12 protein-coding genes are annotated in these 16,419 nt (G+C 61.0%); all 12 read right to left on the bottom strand.

The window, feature by feature from the left end; genetic code table 11:
• Positions 1–18 precede the first annotated feature (18 nt).
• Complete coding sequence (locus QLQ86_RS18940) at positions 19–501, bottom strand: hypothetical protein (RefSeq protein ID WP_282818042.1); 483 nt, start codon at positions 499–501, stop codon at positions 19–21.
• On the bottom strand, positions 498–2,723 hold the full coding sequence (gene flhF / locus QLQ86_RS18935; RefSeq protein WP_282818041.1) for a flagellar biosynthesis protein FlhF: 2,226 nt from the start codon (positions 2,721–2,723) through the stop codon (positions 498–500). Before flhF ends, QLQ86_RS18940 begins: the two co-directional genes overlap by 4 nt.
• Positions 2,724–2,726: 3 nt before the next feature.
• Positions 2,727–4,808, bottom strand: a complete 2,082-nt coding sequence (gene flhA, locus QLQ86_RS18930) for a flagellar biosynthesis protein FlhA (protein ID WP_282818040.1) — start codon at positions 4,806–4,808, stop codon at positions 2,727–2,729.
• A complete protein-coding gene (gene flhB, locus QLQ86_RS18925; RefSeq protein ID WP_282818039.1) occupies positions 4,805–5,971 on the bottom strand; it encodes a flagellar biosynthesis protein FlhB in 1,167 nt (388 codons plus the stop codon). The genes flhA and flhB overlap by 4 nt, the downstream gene beginning before the upstream one ends.
• A 136-nt stretch (positions 5,972–6,107) precedes the next feature.
• Positions 6,108–6,800 carry a protein phosphatase CheZ gene (gene cheZ, locus QLQ86_RS18920; protein ID WP_282818038.1) on the bottom strand — a complete coding sequence of 231 codons (693 nt, stop codon included), beginning with the start codon at positions 6,798–6,800 and terminating at the stop codon, positions 6,108–6,110.
• 35 nt (positions 6,801–6,835) lie between these two features.
• Positions 6,836–7,225 (bottom strand): chemotaxis response regulator CheY, encoded by a 390-nt coding sequence (gene cheY / locus QLQ86_RS18915; protein ID WP_282818037.1) that lies wholly within the window; start codon positions 7,223–7,225, stop codon positions 6,836–6,838.
• Between the two features lie 56 nt (positions 7,226–7,281).
• Positions 7,282–8,979 (bottom strand): methyl-accepting chemotaxis protein, encoded by a 1,698-nt coding sequence (locus tag QLQ86_RS18910; RefSeq protein WP_282818036.1) that lies wholly within the window; start codon positions 8,977–8,979, stop codon positions 7,282–7,284.
• A 63-nt stretch (positions 8,980–9,042) separates the two neighbouring features.
• Positions 9,043–10,104 carry a protein-glutamate methylesterase/protein-glutamine glutaminase gene (locus QLQ86_RS18905; protein ID WP_282818035.1) on the bottom strand — a complete coding sequence of 354 codons (1,062 nt, stop codon included), beginning with the start codon at positions 10,102–10,104 and terminating at the stop codon, positions 9,043–9,045.
• A gap of 93 nt (positions 10,105–10,197) precedes the next feature.
• On the bottom strand, positions 10,198–11,052 hold the full coding sequence (locus QLQ86_RS18900; RefSeq protein ID WP_282818034.1) for a CheR family methyltransferase: 855 nt from the start codon (positions 11,050–11,052) through the stop codon (positions 10,198–10,200).
• Between the two features lie 20 nt (positions 11,053–11,072).
• Positions 11,073–13,259 carry a methyl-accepting chemotaxis protein gene (locus tag QLQ86_RS18895; RefSeq protein ID WP_282818033.1) on the bottom strand — a complete coding sequence of 729 codons (2,187 nt, stop codon included), beginning with the start codon at positions 13,257–13,259 and terminating at the stop codon, positions 11,073–11,075.
• 98 nt (positions 13,260–13,357) lie between these two features.
• Positions 13,358–14,689 carry a methyl-accepting chemotaxis protein gene (locus tag QLQ86_RS18890; protein ID WP_282818032.1) on the bottom strand — a complete coding sequence of 444 codons (1,332 nt, stop codon included), beginning with the start codon at positions 14,687–14,689 and terminating at the stop codon, positions 13,358–13,360.
• A 76-nt stretch (positions 14,690–14,765) separates the two neighbouring features.
• Complete coding sequence (locus tag QLQ86_RS18885; RefSeq protein WP_282818031.1) at positions 14,766–16,415, bottom strand: methyl-accepting chemotaxis protein; 1,650 nt, start codon at positions 16,413–16,415, stop codon at positions 14,766–14,768.
• Positions 16,416–16,419 lie beyond the last annotated feature (4 nt).

Raw genomic sequence — 16,419 nt, 5'->3', positions numbered from 1 at the left:
CATATCGTCCGATGCGCCTCATGTCGTCATTACCAGCAGGTCGATACTCAGGCAACTCCACGCCGCCTGTTGAAGATTGTCCAGTAACCCCTTGCGGGGCATCTCCGGCGCATGCACAGCCAGCAGACGATGGGGCCCCTGTCGGTCCTTGAGTCGCGTCAATATCCCGAAAGCCCGGCGGAAGGAATTCGGATCGTTGTCCACCCAGAGAGCCCACCTTGGCTGTTGCGTGAGCAGCAAAGGCAAGTGTGGACTGGTGATTTCTACAGGAACTACCCGCCACTGCGCTGATGAGCCCACCCAGCGTCGTCCTTGCGCATCCCAGTGCTTCAAGAGATCGAGGACGCGCTGGGACTGGAAGGGTGATACGCCAGGTAGCCCGACAACCACCAGCGTTTTGCAGGTTGCAACTGCGTCGGTACTGTTGTCATGAGGCGGGGAAGAGCCACGATGATTTCCTGCCCACTGCCGTAGTCCTGCTGCCTGATCAGCGAAGGTCACGTCATACCCTCCAGGCTGGCTGTGCCGACATGGCGAATGGCATCCCTGGCGCTGAAGAGGTAGAGCAATGCCTCCAGCAGAGCGGTGTCACGTCGGCGACGCCGCCCTCCCAGAAGGCCCAGGAGTTCCGAGCGGAGATCCATGGCGGCCACGTCGCTGCCATGGTCGAGATGGTTGGCGGCGGCGGCGATGCCGGCGGCCAGCAGTAGCTGTAGCTCCGGACGCGTCTGTGCAGGCAGCAGGTCGGACAAGCGCTCCTTGGCGCGACGTGTTTGTTGCGCAAGCCCCTCGGCCTGGAGATGGCTGATCAGAAGGGGCAGGGCATCCTCGTGGTTGCTGAAGGTCATCAACCAGTAGCGCCTGCCCAGTTCTTTCCCACTTTCGGGATCGCTCAGGATGCCGAACCAGGCTTCCAGGTTTTTTCCGGACACGCCTTCCTTTCGACGGGCCGGAAACGCCGTGACAGTGAGTTGTGACAGCGCTAATTTGCACGGTTGGCCACGTAGTCGGCAGTTGGCCTGCGCGGACCGGGTAGCCAGTGGGGCAAGTTCGGACAGGGCGCGACGTTCTGCGCCATGAGTTACCCGCTGCCCGGGGCGTACCTGACTGGACCAGATGACCTGCCCTCTATCAAGCCACTGCCAGGCGTCGATATCCGGTAGGGAGGGGAGCAGATGGACATTTACCCCCTGCACTTCGTCCGACAGGGCCAGCCGGTTGACCTGGCCGATGGGTTGTCTGTGTTGCAGGTCCGGCAGAGCTAGCCAATGGCCCTGTGCGTCCAGCCCCAGGTCGGGCATTGCCCAGTCGCAGCCCTTCAAGGTTCGCCGGGAGCCCCAAAGCATGCCTGTGCGCTCGCATGTCCCGGCAGCCTGGTCGAGCAGGGTATCCAGGCGAGCTGCCTGCAGTTCATCGGGGAGTGTGGAGATATCCCAGGCAGACTCCAGGTCACTGAAGCCCACCAGCCGCTGACGAAGCCCCTGCAGAGTGGACGACAGCCGCCGTCCCTGCCCGAGCAGGTCACCTCTCAGGGAGTGCCCCCGCGTCGCCCGGGGCTGCAGGGAGGCCGACGGTTCGGCCAAGGGTAGTGGGGCGCGTGTGGCGAGGGCCTGCATGATCAGAGCCATCGGATCGGCCATGTCCAGGTCTTCCGGGACACGCTGGCCTTGAGAGCTGTACATCAGGCGAAGGCCATGGCGGATGATCGTCTCTAGCGCGGGCGCCAATCGTCCTGCCTCGTCCTGCTTGGTCAGCAGGCAATCACTTAGTTCAGCCCCTGCCGCTCGTGCTGCCTGGCGGTAACGTGTGACGACTTCCTCGAGAGTCTCAGGCTGACTCGCCGCGTTGAGCAGCAGCACCATCCGGACCCGGACTCGCCCACCTTGCAGCTGGGCGATCTGCTCGATAATCCTCTGGTCACGTTGGCTCATCCCTACGGTGTCGATGATCACCCAGCGCCGGCCCCGGAGGTCCCGGGCCAGGCTGTCGATAGGCTGTCCCGGAGCGAGGGCATGCATCGGAATGCCCAGAAGCTCGGCATATATCCGTAGCTGTTCGTGGGCGCCAATGCGGAAGCTATCAGTGGTGACCAGCGCGACCTGGTCTGCGCCGTGGTGGTGAACGAAGCGAGCCGCCAGCTTGGCAGTCGTGGTGGTCTTGCCGACCCCGGTCGGACCTACCAGCGATAAGACCCCGGGTGGGTCAAGGAAGCTGTCCTCGTACTCAAGGGCAGGCAGCCTGGCCGCCAGTCGGCGTTGCAGCCAAGAAAGCGGACGGTTGTCGTCGATATCGCAGTCGTGGAGTTCGCCAGGGAGCGCTTGCAGCAACTCGTCGGCCAGCAGGGCACTGAAGCCCGCTTCTTCTAGCAGGCGCTTGAGTCGTGTTCGGGAGTCCTGACTGGGGGTATGGCGCGCCTGTTCCCGAGCAAGCAGTACGCGCATATCTTGCATCTCACGCAGTAGCTGCTCGCTCATGGTCTCCAGGGTGCGTCCATCGATCGCGGCATCACTGTGTTGTGGAGCCGGTGGCAGGGAGGAAGGGGGGATGGCCTTTGGCGCAGAAGTTGTGGTCATACCCTCCATGGCACCATCCGCCATGGCTAGGATTTCCACGCCCTGCTCGGTGCGACGGTTGGCCAGGATCAGCGCATCATCCCCAAGCGACTCGCGCACCTGGCGCATGGCCTCTCGACTGGTGTTGCCTGAGAATCGAATGACGCTCATCTATCAGCGACCTCCTAGCAGGGTGGTAACACGTAGAGTGCGGTCGTCGGGAATCTCTGCTTGGGACATAACGACGAGATGGCGCAGGCGCCGGCGCAGGAAGCGTGACAGAAGAGCCCGCAGGCCGTGTTGCACCACCAGGACCGGAGGCTCGCCACTTGCCTCATGACGCTCAAGCGCCTTCTCGGCTTGGGCCATCAGGGTCTCGGCCAACCCTGGCTCCAATGCGCCGTTGCCGTTCATGGCCTGGGTCAGGATCTGCTCGAGCTGGCTTTCCAGGCCGATGACCTTGAGTTCCTCACGGCCAGCAAACCACTGCTGAGTGATGCTTCTGCCAAGAGCGATTCGCACCAACGCAGTTAGTTCGTTGGCATCTTGCTGCTGCGGGGCATGTTCGGCCAAGCAATCGAGGATGGTGCGCATGTCGCGAATTGAGACCTCCTCCTCGAGGAGGTTCTGCAACAACCGCTGCAGCACCGTGAGAGAGATGGCCTTGGGTACAACGTCTTCCACCAGGCCCTGCTGTTCTTCGCTTAGCTTGTCGAGAAGTTTTTGTACCTCTGAACGTCCGAGCATCTCGGCGGCGTGCCGGTGGAGCAGATGATTGAGGTGGGTGGCAACCACTGTGCTGGCATCCACCACGGTATAGCCATAGACCTGTGCATGCTCACGCTGACTGGTTTCCACCCAGACGGCTGGCAATCCGAAGGCCGGGTCTTGAGTCATCATGCCCTTGAGTTCGCCGGTCACCTGGCCCGGGTCGATAGCAAGCCACTGGCCTGGGAAGGCTTCGGCTCGACCGATTTCTGCGCCCTTGAGGGTCAGCAGGTAGGTGTTGGCTTCCAACTCAAGGTTGTCGCGGATGTGAACCACAGGAGGAAGAAAGCCGACCTCTTGAGCAAATTTCTTGCGTACGCTCTTGATACGACCCAGTAACTCACCCTGTTGGCGGGAATCCACGAGGGGGATCAGTCGATGGCCGACTTCCAGGCCTAACGTGTCCACCAACTGGACGTCCTCCCAGCTGGCTTCCGGTGCCTCTGACCTCGGCTGAGGTTCGGTGGCGATCTCCTCCTCGACCAGGCGACGTTCCTTCTCGCGAAGCAGCCACCAGGCCAGTCCGCCCAACAATGCCGTGAAGATCAGGAACACCAGGTTAGGCATTCCCGGTACAAGCCCCAGTAGCCCCATGACCGCAGCCGCCAGGATCATCACCTGCGGGTTAACGAACAGCTGACTGATCATCTGTTGCCCGACGTCCTGGTCGGTGGTGACTCGAGAGACGGTCACGCCGGCAGCGGTGGAGATCACCAGAGCGGGAATCTGGGCGACCAGGCCGTCACCGATGGTCATCAGAGTGTAGGTGCGTGCCGCACTCCCGAAATCCATGTCATGCTGGAGCATCCCGATCAACAGGCCACCAATCACATTGACCACCATGATGACCAGGCCGGCCATGGCGTCGCCACGTACGAACTTGCTGGCGCCGTCCATGGACCCATAGAAATCGGCCTCCTGCGCTACATCGCTGCGTCGTTGCCTTGCATCATCTTCGCCGATCAGCCCGGCGTTGAGGTCGGCATCGATGGCCATCTGCTTGCCCGGCATGGCATCGAGCATGAAACGGGCGCCGACTTCAGCGATGCGTCCGGCCCCTTTGGTGATTACCATGAAGTTGATGATCACCAGGATCAGGAATACCACCAGTCCCACAGCAAAGTTACCGCCCACGAGAAATTCGCCGAACGCCTCGATCACCTTGCCCGCTGAGTCACCACCCTGATGTCCTTCCATTAGGATGACGCGGGTGGAAGCGACGTTCAGCGATAGCCTCAACAATGTGGTGAACAGCAATACGGCTGGGAAGGCAGCGAAATCCAGTGGCTTCTGCGTGAACATGCTCACAAGCAGCACCATGACCGCCAGGGCAATGTTGAACGTGAACAGCAGGTCCAGTGCGAAGGGTGGCAGTGGCAGGATCATCATGGAGAGGATCATGAGGATCAGCACTGGACCGGCCAGCAGTTTCACGGGCACATTGCCCATCCAGTCGCGTTGGCCAAGATAGTCGTTCAAGGCCTTCATTGACGTGCCTCGTCGGTATCGGTGTCGCGTGCAGGGATCTCGAAAGAGGCCGGCACCGGAAGATCTTCTGGAGAAGGCGGCGCTTCCCCACCCTCCCGGGCTGCGCGTTTCAGTCCGAAGGCCCAAGCCAGGACCTCGGCTACAGCGGTATACAGGTCAAGCGGAATCTCGGCATCGAGATCTACGTGGTGGTAAAGGGCCCTTGCTAACGGTGGCGCTCCAAGTCTTGGGACCCCGTGTTCCTCACCGACTTCACGAATACGTGCAGCCACCGCATCGGCCCCCTTGGCGATGACCCGTGGAGCTGACATGCCGCTCTCGCGGTACTGAAGAGCAACGGCGTAGTGCGAGGGGTTAGTGATGATCACGTCAGCTTCCGGCAACTTGCTCATCATGCGACCGCGTGCCATCGCTTGTTGCTGCTGACGGATGCGAGCCTTCACTTGGGGGTCCCCCTCGGATTCCTTGTGTTCGCGCTTCACTTCGTCCTTGCTCATGCGCAGCTTCTTCGCATGGCTCCAGAGTTGGTAAGGCACGTCTATCAGAATGACGACCAGAAGTGTCAGTACCATCAGGCCGCTGGCCTGGGCCGCCATCCACATCGCCTTGGCGAGAGCCTGCTGAATCGGCTGGTCCATCAGGGCCATGAATTCACCACGGTTCAGGTAGAGAAACGCCACAGCCACGCTGCCAACCAACACTGACTTGGCGATGGCCTTTGCCAGCTCCACCAGCGCCTGGACACCGAACATGCGTTTCAGCCCCTTGAAAGGGTTGAGCTTCGACAGCTGTGGCTTAAGGGACTTCGCCGAGATCAGCCACCCCCCGAGCAGCGCTGGTGCGACCAGGGCCACGACCGTGAGTAGCAGGAACAGAGGCAGTAAGGCATAAAGCGTTCGCTGGCCGAGATTCAGGGCATGCGCAAGCATCGGCGTAGTCTCCAGCGCGTGACGACGCTCGAACAGGAAGGCCTGCTCCATGACCAGTCCAAGCTGGTCATAGAGCATGCTGCCCATCGACCACAGGCCGGCTACACCTCCCAGCAACAACATGAAAGTGGCCAACTCCCGGGATCGGGCGACTTGGCCCTCCTCTCGCGACTTTTCCAGTCGTCGCGGGGTGGCCTCTTCCGTCTTTTCCTGGTCGCTGTCTTGGTCGGCCATGGCCATTCACCGGGCACTCGTCTGCACCCTGGCCATTGTGAGGTCGGCGGGGAAGGGGTGATGCGTCAAAAAGGGCCGGTAATCGCGGTCTTATCCGCGACTCCCGGCAGAATCAGGCGAGAGATAGGGCGTGCAGCTAGAAGCCGAGTTGGTCCAGCAGGTCGTCGACCTGATCCTGGCCAGTAACGATGCTTTCGCCCTCCGGCTTGATCTGGGGGCCGTTCAGCAGCCCCTCCTCGCGCCGCCGTTCATCGGTCTGCCGCTGGCTTGTGGCACGTTTCTGGAGTTCTTCGCGAGCCTTGCCCTGAGGTACGGTATCAATCAGTACTTGTACTAACTGATGCTCGATCTCGCGGATCACATCCATCATCTTCTTGATCACCTGGCCTGTCAGGTCCTGAAAGTCCTGCGCCATCATGATCTCGAGCAGCTCCTGGTTTGTCGCCTGGGTTCGTTTTGGCACATCGGCCAGATAACCTCGGGTGTCCTGAACCAGATCGCGCGCCTCATCCAATTCCTTGGGTTCGGCAAACCATTCCACCCAGCGCTTGTCCAGCGCCTCGGCTCGGCCGCTGAGCTCGTCCTGTAGCGGTTGAGCACGGTCGATGGCGTTGAGGGCGCGCTCGGCCGCCTGCTCGGTCATCGTCGCTACGTAGCTGAGTCGGTCGCGGGCATCGGGTATGGCTTCTGCGGCCTTCTCGATCTGCTTGTCGAGTCCCAGCTCGCGCATGCTCTCACGCAGCATGCGTGTCAGCTGCCCGATGCGCTGTACCAGCTCGTCGCTGGACTCCTGGGGGAGATCCTGCGATGGCATCTCGTTGCTCGTCATCGTCGCTCCTTGGTACCGGTCCACTCCCGGCAACCTTACATGCCCAGCTTTTCGAAAATCTTGTTGAGTTTTTCTTCCAGGGTGGCCGAGGTGAAGGGCTTGACGACATAGCCGTTGGCACCTGCCTGGGCAGCCGCGATGATGTTCTCCTTCTTGGCCTCGGCAGTGACCATCAATACAGGGAGGTCTTTGAGGATGCTATCCGCACGGATCTTCTTGAGCATCTCCAGCCCGTCGAGGTTGGGCATGTTCCAGTCGGAGACCACGAACTCGAAACTACCGCTGCTGAGCTTGCTCAGTGCGTCCTGGCCATCCTCGGCCTCTTCGACGTTGGTGAAGCCAAGCTCCTTCAACAGGCTGCGCACGATGCGACGCATGGTCGGGAAGTCATCTACTACCAGGATGCTCATGTCCTTGTTTGCCATCGGATATCCTCTTCAATCACAGTATTCAAGCGCCGGCACGCCAGTGCCGGCTGGATTCAGAACTCTTCCCACTCTTCTTCGGCTGCTTCCTGGCGGACAGGCTGCCGAGGCCCTGGGGGTGTCGGTTGCGGGGCTGCACTAGCCGGTTGCGCCTGGGGACGGGCCTCCTCGCGGGCCGGCTGGGCGGTATCCATGGCTCCTGTGAGCTTGAAGACCGCCACCGCCTGTTCCAGACGGTTGGCTTGTTCTTCCAGCGAGGAAGCTGCCGCAGATGCCTCTTGCACCAGGGAGGCGTTCTGTTGGGTGACCTGGTCCATTTGTCCCACTGCCTGGCTGACTTGCTCGATGCCGTCGCTCTGCTCTTGAGAGGCCGCCGAGATCTTGTCCATGATATCGGTGACGCGGCGAACAGCCGCCACCACTTCCTGCATGGTCTCTCCGGCCTGTTCCACTAGGGTCGAGCCTTCTTGGACCTGGGTCACTGAACTCTCGATCAGTCCCTTGATCTCCTTGGCGGCGTCGGCACTGCGACTGGCCAGGTTACGCACTTCGCCCGCCACCACGGCAAACCCACGGCCTTGTTCACCGGCGCGTGCCGCTTCGACTGAGGCATTCAACGCCAGAATATTTGTCTGGAAAGCGATCGAGTCGATCACTCCAGTGATATCGGCGATCTGTTTCGAGCTGCCGGAGATGCCGTGCATGGTTCTGACCACGCGTTCCACCACCTCGCCGCCACGTTCTGCAGTGCTGGAAGCATTTAGTGCCAGACCGCTGGCCTGGCGGGCGTTGTCGGCATTCTGTTTCACCGTGGTGGTGAGCTCTTCCATGCTCGAGGCCGTTTCCTCCAAGGAAGCGGCCTGTTGCTCGGTGCGCGAGGAAAGATCAGCATTGCCGCTTGCGATCTCGCGACTGCCTACGTGTATAGAGCCACTGCTGTCTCGAACATCGGTGACGATGCGTGTCAGGTTCTGCTGCATGTCACGCATCGCAGCAAACAGCTTGCTGATCTCGTTCCGTCCGTACACCCGGATCTCGTGTGAGAGGTCTGCTTTGGCGATGGCCTCGAGGGTGTCCACGGCCACCTGAAGGGGGGTGATGACGATTCGACGCAGGCCGATGTAGATCATGGGCACCATCAGCGCCACGATCACCAGGATGGCAATTTGTATGCGCTGGAACTGGGCAGACATCTCGTCGTAGTCGACTAGCATCATGTCGCCGCGTTCATCGGCATAGCGAACGAATTCAGTGAGGGCCGACTCCTGAGCCTCGGCCGGCCCCACCATCTGCTCTCGCAGTACGTTGAAGCCAGTCGTGTCCACCTGGTCAAGGGCTTGGTGTTGCTGACGGGCGAGGGCCAGCAATTCACCGAACGTGGACTCGACACGGGCACCGAGTTCTTCGCCCTGGTCAGTGCGCGGCACGCTGGCGAAGTCGTCGAAGCGTGCCTCAGAGCGTTCGAGCTGGTCCAGTGCTGCAGCCAGACGCTCGTCGGCTTGCCCCCTCTTGCCCAGCAAGAAGTGGTTCGATGCCACCTCGAGATCCACTAGGGCACCGCTTAGCAGGGAGTCCGCGCGGTTGATCTCGTTGAGCTGTGCCACGTTGATCTGATCAAGGGTGTCTAGGGTGTTGTTAGCCGAGTGGCTGGCCACCTGGCCCATAATGGCCACCGCGGCGATGAACACCACGAAGCAGGCAAGGACGGCCACCATGGCCGCGTGGATACTGATACTGCGCAAGAGACGTGTCATGCCAGCATTTCCTTCTACGTATGGACCAGGCTCGTTGCCCGGTGGCGGTGTTGGACTTGTTGTCTATACCCTTTGGGTGCGGCCCGAGGCCGCTGCCAGGGAGAGCAGACGAGGGGCGATTTCCTCCAGTGGCAGCACATCTGCCGCCGCACCCAGCGCGACAGCCTCGCGAGGCATGCCATATACCACACAACTGGTTTCGTCCTGCGCGAGGGTGGCTGACCCCGCCTGGCGCATTTCCAGCAGGCCGGCAGCACCATCCTTGCCCATTCCGGTGAGCAGCACCCCGATGGCATTGCGTCCCGCCTGGTTTGCTGCGGAGTTGAACAGCACATCCACTGAGGGACGGTGTCTGTTGACCGGCGGGCCGGCATCAAGGCGCGCGACATAGTTGGCACCACTGCGTGCCAACTTGAGATGGACATCACCGGGGGCGATGTAGGCATGACCTGGCAGAATGCGTTCGCCGTCTACAGCCTCCTTGACACTGATCTGGCAAAGGCGATCGAGTCGTTCGGCGAAGGAGCGGGTGAAGCCCCCTGGCATGTGTTGGGTAATCAGGATGGCCGGGCTGTTGGCCGGCAGAGGCTCAAGGACGTTACGGATCGCCTCGGTGCCACCGGTGGAGGCGCCGATGATGATCAGTTTCTCGCTGGAGACCATGGGTGCCTTGAGCGGTCTGGGTCCGGGGCTATCCGGGCGTCTGGCCTGGCGCGGTCGAGATCGCGCCGCGGCCCGTAGTTTCTCGGCAATCTCCGTGGCGTACTCCATCATGCCGTGCCGGATACCCAGTGATGGTTTGGCAACGAAATCCACTGCGCCCAGCTCCAGGGCGCGCAGTGTCACCTCGGAGCCGGCCTGGGTCAGCGAGGAGACCATCAATACCGGCATGGGGCGCAGGCGCATCAGTCGCTCGAGAAAGTCGAGGCCGTCCATGCGCGGCATCTCGACATCCAGTGTCAGCACATCCGGGTTATGACGCTTGATCAGATCACGTGCCGCTATGGGGTCCGGGGCAACGGCCACGACCTCCATGTCGGGCTGGGTATTGATGATTTCCGTCAGCAGGTCACGTATCAGCGCCGAATCGTCGACACACAGCACCTTGATTCTATTGGCGCTCAAGGGTTGTCTCCTGTTGTCTTAACAGCCCGCGGGGAGGCCGCTCAGGCCGCGCATGAACTGTCTATCGGCCAGAGGAGGCGAGACTTTAATCGTTCAGCGCGCGGGCTTGCGCGTATAGACGGTCTGACCGCGCAGCTGAAACGCTTCGGTGATGTAGGAAAAGCTCTCGGAATGGCCAGCAAACAGCAGGCCATCAGGCTTGAGTAGGGGGGAAAATCGCTCAAGGATCCGCGACTGAGTAGTCTTGTCGAAGTAGATCATGGTGTTGCGGCAGAAGATCGCATCGAAGGGGCCGGTCACCGGCCACTGGGGAGCGAGCAGGTTGAGTGGCTGAAAGTCGATCATCCCCGCGACGTCCGGGCGAATGCGTGCGAAGCCCTGGTGCGGTCCCTTGCCGCGCTGAAAGAATCGCTTGACCCTTGACTCCTCAAGCTTGCACACCTGCTCGAGGGGATAGATGCCGGCTCGCGCTCTGGCCAGGGCGTCGGTATCGATATCAGTCGCCACCACTTCGGCTTGACTGGCTTGTTGCCCCATCGCTTCTAACAGGGTCATGGCGATGGAGTAGGGCTCCTCCCCCGTCGAGGCTGCGGCACACCAGATGCGAACCTTTCCCGGACGCATGCGAATATGGTCGGCCAACAGGGGGAAATGGTGCGCCTCACGGAAGAAGGCCGTGAGGTTGGTGGTCAGGGCGTTGGTAAAGGCTTCCCACTCCCGGGCATCGGGTTGGCGCTCCAGGCGAGCCAGGTAATCGGCGAAACGAGTCAGGCCATGATGGCGCAACCGCTTCGCCAGGCGACTGTAAACCATCTCGCGCTTGTGCTCGGCGAGCACGATGCCTGCCCGCTGGTAGATCAGCTGACGGATTCTGGAAAAATCACTATCGGTCAGCTCGAGATCCCGCTCGAGCCGACCATTTCCCCAGCTTTTTTCCTCCGCCGGCATTGCGATATCTCGAGGATTGCTCAAAACTCCTCCCATTCCTCGACAGCCATGGCCTGGCGGGCTTCGTCCTTGCGCGCAACCGGGCTGGCCACATCATGAGAGGCCGGGCGTTGTGGCGAATTGTTGTCAGGTGCCTGATGACGTCCTCGGCGTTCTGTCAGGGAAGGGGCTTTTTCCATACCCGCTCCGCGCAGGCGGAAGGCTGAAATGGCATTGCCAAGAAGGCCGGCCTGCTGCTCGAGCTCGCTGGCGGCACGGGCTGATGCCTGAACGCGGGAGGCGTTCTGCTGGGTCACCTGATCCATTTCCACCACCGCCTGGTTGATCTGGCCGATCCCGTTACTTTGCTCTTCGGATGCGGCGGTAATCTCTCCCATGATGTCGTTGACGCGGGTGGACGCTTCCAAGACCGCATTGATGGACGTCTCCGCCTTGCGAACCAGCTCGGCGCCGCCGTCGATCTGGCGGGCAGAGCCATCAATCAGCTCACGGATCTCGTTGGCGGCGTCGGCGCTGCGGCCGGCCAGCTTGCGAACCTCTCCGGCCACGACGGCAAAGCCGCGTCCCTGCTCACCGGCCCGAGCTGCTTCAACCGACGCGTTCAGTGCCAGGATGTTGGTTTGGAAGGCGATGGAGTCGATGACATTGATGATTTCCGTCATCTTGCGAGAGCCTTCGGTGATCTGTCCCATGGTGTCAACGACCTGGTGCATCAACTCTCCGGTCTCCTGGGTGCGAGCGGCATTCTCGGAGGCCAGGCCACTGGCCTGGCGAGCATTGTCGGAGTTGTGCTGCACTGTCGTGGTCATCTCTTCCATGCTCGAGGCGGTCTGCTGGAGAGAGGCGGCCTGCTGCTCTGTACGAGCAGAAAGGTCTTCGTTGCCTGACGCGATGTCACGAGCGGCCGGCGTCACCACACGGATCCCACTGTTGACGTCGCCGACAATGCTGCCGAGGCTCTTGCGCATGATATCGAGGGCTGCAAGCAGGCGGCCCAGCTCGTCGCGCCTGCGCGATGGCACGTCGGCGGCGAGGTTGCCCGAAGCGATCTGAAGGGTGAAGGCTTCTGCAGCACGTAGCGGGCGCAACATGGCGCGCAGGGTCAGGGCGCCGATAACGATAAGCACCAGCAGGCCGATGGCCAGCATGCCGGCCTGTACCATCAGCATCAGCTGTTGTTCTGTCCGGGCCTCACTAGCCAGTGCTGCCGCGTCAGCCTGTTTGCCCTCGATGAGGTCATTGACTTCGGTGGAGAGGGTCTCGCCTTTCTCCTGCATCTCCTCGATATGCGGCGGCAGGTTGGTGAATATGTCGAAATTGTCATCGCTCTGGAGCAGAGCGATGGCCCGTCCAATGCCCGATTCAAGGTAGTCCGTCAGCACGTTGTCGAAGGAATCAGCCTGTCCACCCTGATTGGCCTCTCTAGCCCGATAGTTGGCCCACAGCGTCTCCAAGGATGTCTCGACCTCCTGCAGTTCCTCGGTGTGCTGATCCTTGTTCTCCATCAGCATGAATCGCTCACTGCGGGAGAGTGACTGGTGTCCGCGGGTTGCCAATTGATCGATCTGCTGCAGGCGGGCCACATCTTGCAGGCCGTCCCGGTCCAGTGCTTGGAGGCGTTCGCCGGACACTTGCAGACCGAAAAGCCCCAGGGCGCCACTTGCCGAGAGCAGCAGGCCGGCCACAACCACCATGGTCACGACACGTGCCCGCAAGCTGCGCAAGTTCAGCCTCGACAGGCGACCGCCAAGGCCGCGGCGGCGAAGTTGCCCGCGTTCTAGTGTGAAGCGGTTGCCCTTGCCTTCTAGGATGAGGGCGTATGCCTTCTCGGCCTTTTCGACCTCAAGGGGGTTGGGCTTAACCCTGACCGACGCATAGCCAACGACCTGTTCGTCCTCGACAATAGGCGAGACGCTGGCTTCTACCCAGTAGTGGTCCCCGTTCTTGCGTCGATTCTTGACCAGGCCCTTCCAGCTCTCTCCGGCAGCAAGGGTGTCCCAGAGATTCTGGTAGGCCGCTTCTGGCATGTCCGGGTGGCGCACGAGGTTGTGGGGCGCGCCGAGCAGCTCATCGTGGCTGAAACCGCTGACTTCGATGAAGGCCGGATTGGCATAGGTGATGCGACCCTTGAGGTCCGTGCGGGAAATCAGGAAATGCTCATCATGGAGCTGGTATTCCTGCTGGGTGACGGGCTGGTTGTTTCGCATGCGATGTCCCCTGCTAAGGCTACAGGCGAAGGCCTGGTGATTATTATGTTGTACCGCCGGCTACGGGCGGCTCCCAAAGGTCGATGAGACAGGGCGCCCTAGAAGGACTCCCACTCATCATCACGACGATTGTGTTCGTTGTCGTGACCCTCGCTGGTGGCATGGCGACCCTTGCTGTGGGCTGGCATCAGCGCCGGCATCCAGCGAGCCAAGTCACTGCTTTCGTCTGTGTGTCCCGAGCTTGTATCCAGAGTGTCAACGTCCTCTTTTCCAAGCTGGAAGCGGGTGACGGCCACCTTGAGCCGGGTAGCCTCAGCCTCCAGCTGGTTGGCGGCACTGGCCGCCTGCTGGACAAGTTGGGCATTTTGCTGAGTGACCTGGTCCATCTGGGTGACGGCATCGTTGACCTGACCGATGCCATTGCTCTGTTCGGAGGAAGCCGAGGCGATCTCGTCCATAATGTCGCTGACGCGCTGAACAGCGGAAACGATCTCGGTCATGGTCTGGCCGGCCCGATCGACACGAGATGTCCCTGCATCCACTTGATTGACCGATGTCTGGATCAGCGTGCGAATCTCGCTTGAGGCATTAGCGCTCCGGCTAGCCAGATTGCGGACTTCCTGAGCTACCACAGCGAAGCCTCGGCCATGTTCGCCGGCTCTGGCGGCTTCTACTGAGGCATTCAAGGCCAGGATATTGGTCTGGAAGGCAATTGCGTCGATGGTACCGATGATCTCTGCGACTCGATGAGAGCCTTGGCTGATCTCATGCATGGTCGTGACCACCTCGCTGACGACCTCACCGCCTTGCCGCGCAGTCCGTGTGGCCTCGGCAGCCAGCTGACTGGCTTGGCGGGCATTGTCGGCGTTTTGATTCACAGTTGAGGAAAGCTCCTCCATGCTGGCTGCGGTTTCCTGCAGTGAGGTTGCCTGCTGTTCGGTACGAGCGGAGAGGTCATTATTGCCGTGGGCGATGTGCTGGGTGCCGAGGTAGATGGATTCGCTGCTGTTGCGCACCGTGCCCACGGTGTCGGCAAGGCCGTGCTGCATCTCGTCCAGCGAGGCATAAAGTCGCCCGATTTCATTCTCCCCGCGCTGCGGAATCTTCTGGGCCAGATTGCCTTCCTTCATCTGCTGGAAGTATCCGACCAGTTCGTCAAGCGGCCGCACAACATTGACCGTGACACCCCACAAGACAACCAGCACGGCGACCAGCGTGCTCAGCAGTGCCGCCAAGATGGCCCACTGCATCCAGCCGGCAAAGTCCGCGAACGATGCCTCAAGTGCGACACCGTCTTCGCCAGCATGTGGCGCGATCTGGGCAACAGTTGCCTTGCCTTCCTCCAACGCGAAGAGGCCGAGGAGGCTGACGGCCAAGACCAAGACGGTGAAGGTTGCCAGCACCAACAGCCAGCTGACCCGCACCGTCATGTTGTCGAGTATCCTCACTTCCTGCTCCCTGTCTCAGGCGGCACGGTAGCCACCGGTGGTTCTCTGGCCTGACACCTTAGGCTTCTGCCATTTCACGCCGTGGTTGATGCACTGCCTTCGATTGCTCATCGCTTTCCCGCGAAGCCGCGGAATATTCGCTCGCTCTAGGGCGCTGACCGGCATTGGTGATGTTGAAGCGAGCCACGTGATGTCGCAGCTGATGACTCTGTGCGATCAGTCGCTGAGAAGCACCGGTATGCTCCTCCACGAGACCGGCATTCTGCTGGGTCATGCGATCCATCTGGGAAACCGCTTCATTGACTTGTTCAATGCCGTGGCTCTGCTCTTCGGACGCCGAGGAGATTTCTCCGATCAAGGTACTGAGCTGCTGGATATCGGTGACCATGTTTTCGATGATCTCTCCGGTTTCCTTGACCATCTGAGTCCCCTCAACAACCTTGCCGTCGGAAGTCTCGATCAGTGCTTTGATCTCTTGGGCAGCTTCCGAGCTTCGGCTGGCTAGCTTGCGCACTTCTTCAGCCACCACGGCAAAACCGCGGCCGTGTTCGCCCGCGCGTGCCGCCTCCACTGAGGCGTTAAGCGCCAGGATGTTGGTCTGGAAGGCAATGGAGTCGATGGTGTCGACGATCGTGCTCATCTGCCCGGCACTCTCGTTGATGCCGCTCATCGAGGCCTCTACGCGCACCATGGACTCATGGCCACGGGCAGCATTGGAGGCTGTCTCGCCGGCCAACTCTCGGGCCTTGCCGGAATGCTCCGCGTTCTGTTTCACGGTCGCGGTCAGCTGTTCCATGCTGGAAGCAGTTTCGGCGAGTGATGCGGCTTGTTGCTCGGTTCGAGTAGCCAGTTCATCGTTGCCGGCGCCAATCTCTTCCACTACCCCGTTGACTTCGTCGGCGCTGCGATGGATGTCGCCGATGGTGCCAGCCAGAGAGGCACGCATTCTCTCGATATCGAAGAGCAGGCTTTCGCGGTCGTTGTCGCGCAGCCGGATGGCATGGGTCAGGTTGCCCTCGGCGATATGCCGCACCATTTCAGCGGCGTAGTGCGGGTCACCGCCCAGGCGACGAGTCACGCCGCGGATGACCAGGCCCATTAGCAGGGACACTGGGATGCCAATGCCAAGCAGCGCGAGCAGTGAACGGGTCAGGCCGGCCAGGAAGGCGGCGTCGATGTCGTTGATGTATACCCCCGTACCTACATACCAACCCCACTCCTCGAACAGGGTATTGAGGGAAGACTTCTCGGCGAGAGCGTCCTCCTCGGAGGCATGTGCCCAGAGATAGTCCACGATGCCATCATCGGTCTTCACGTCCTCGACGAACTCGCGGAACAGGTAGCGTCCTTCATCGTTCTGGAAATCCGCTACCGACGTGCCTACCGGTAGGCGCGGATGGGCGAGAAGCTCATAATCGCCATTGAAGATGTAGATGTAGCCGCGGCCCTGGTCATAGGTCATCTCGCGAACTGTCGAGGCCGCCAGGCGCTGGGCTTCCTCGAGGGTCAGTTCACCATTTTCTCTACGCTCGGCATGGTCTCGGATCACGTTCATGGCCATGTCGACGTAGTCGCCCAAGGCGTTGCGCCGCTCCTCAAGCATGGTCTGGCGGTTTTCCCACGCTCCCCAGCCGACCAACACCAGCATGGCTACCCAGATGATGCCGAGTGAGCCCCAGAGTTTCTTTGTCGTTGTCATCTGTCGCATCGTT

The organism is Halomonas rhizosphaerae (genome assembly GCF_030012485.1).
Classification (GTDB): domain Bacteria; phylum Pseudomonadota; class Gammaproteobacteria; order Pseudomonadales; family Halomonadaceae; genus Halomonas; species Halomonas rhizosphaerae.
This window is presented reverse-complemented; position numbering and strand designations above follow the sequence as displayed.

Coding starts and splice junctions, on each gene's coding strand:
- flhF (WP_282818041.1), bottom strand. CDS start 2,723: ATGAGCGTCATTCGATTCTCAGGCAACACCAGTCGAGAGGCCATGCGC.
- flhA (WP_282818040.1), bottom strand. CDS start 4,808: ATGAAGGCCTTGAACGACTATCTTGGCCAACGCGACTGGATGGGCAAT.
- flhB (WP_282818039.1), bottom strand. CDS start 5,971: ATGGCCGACCAAGACAGCGACCAGGAAAAGACGGAAGAGGCCACCCCG.
- cheZ (WP_282818038.1), bottom strand. CDS start 6,800: ATGACGAGCAACGAGATGCCATCGCAGGATCTCCCCCAGGAGTCCAGC.
- cheY (WP_282818037.1), bottom strand. CDS start 7,225: ATGGCAAACAAGGACATGAGCATCCTGGTAGTAGATGACTTCCCGACC.
- QLQ86_RS18910 (WP_282818036.1), bottom strand. CDS start 8,979: ATGACACGTCTCTTGCGCAGTATCAGTATCCACGCGGCCATGGTGGCC.
- QLQ86_RS18900 (WP_282818034.1), bottom strand. CDS start 11,052: ATGCCGGCGGAGGAAAAAAGCTGGGGAAATGGTCGGCTCGAGCGGGAT.
- QLQ86_RS18895 (WP_282818033.1), bottom strand. CDS start 13,259: ATGCGAAACAACCAGCCCGTCACCCAGCAGGAATACCAGCTCCATGAT.
- QLQ86_RS18890 (WP_282818032.1), bottom strand. CDS start 14,689: ATGACGGTGCGGGTCAGCTGGCTGTTGGTGCTGGCAACCTTCACCGTC.
- QLQ86_RS18885 (WP_282818031.1), bottom strand. CDS start 16,415: ATGCGACAGATGACAACGACAAAGAAACTCTGGGGCTCACTCGGCATC.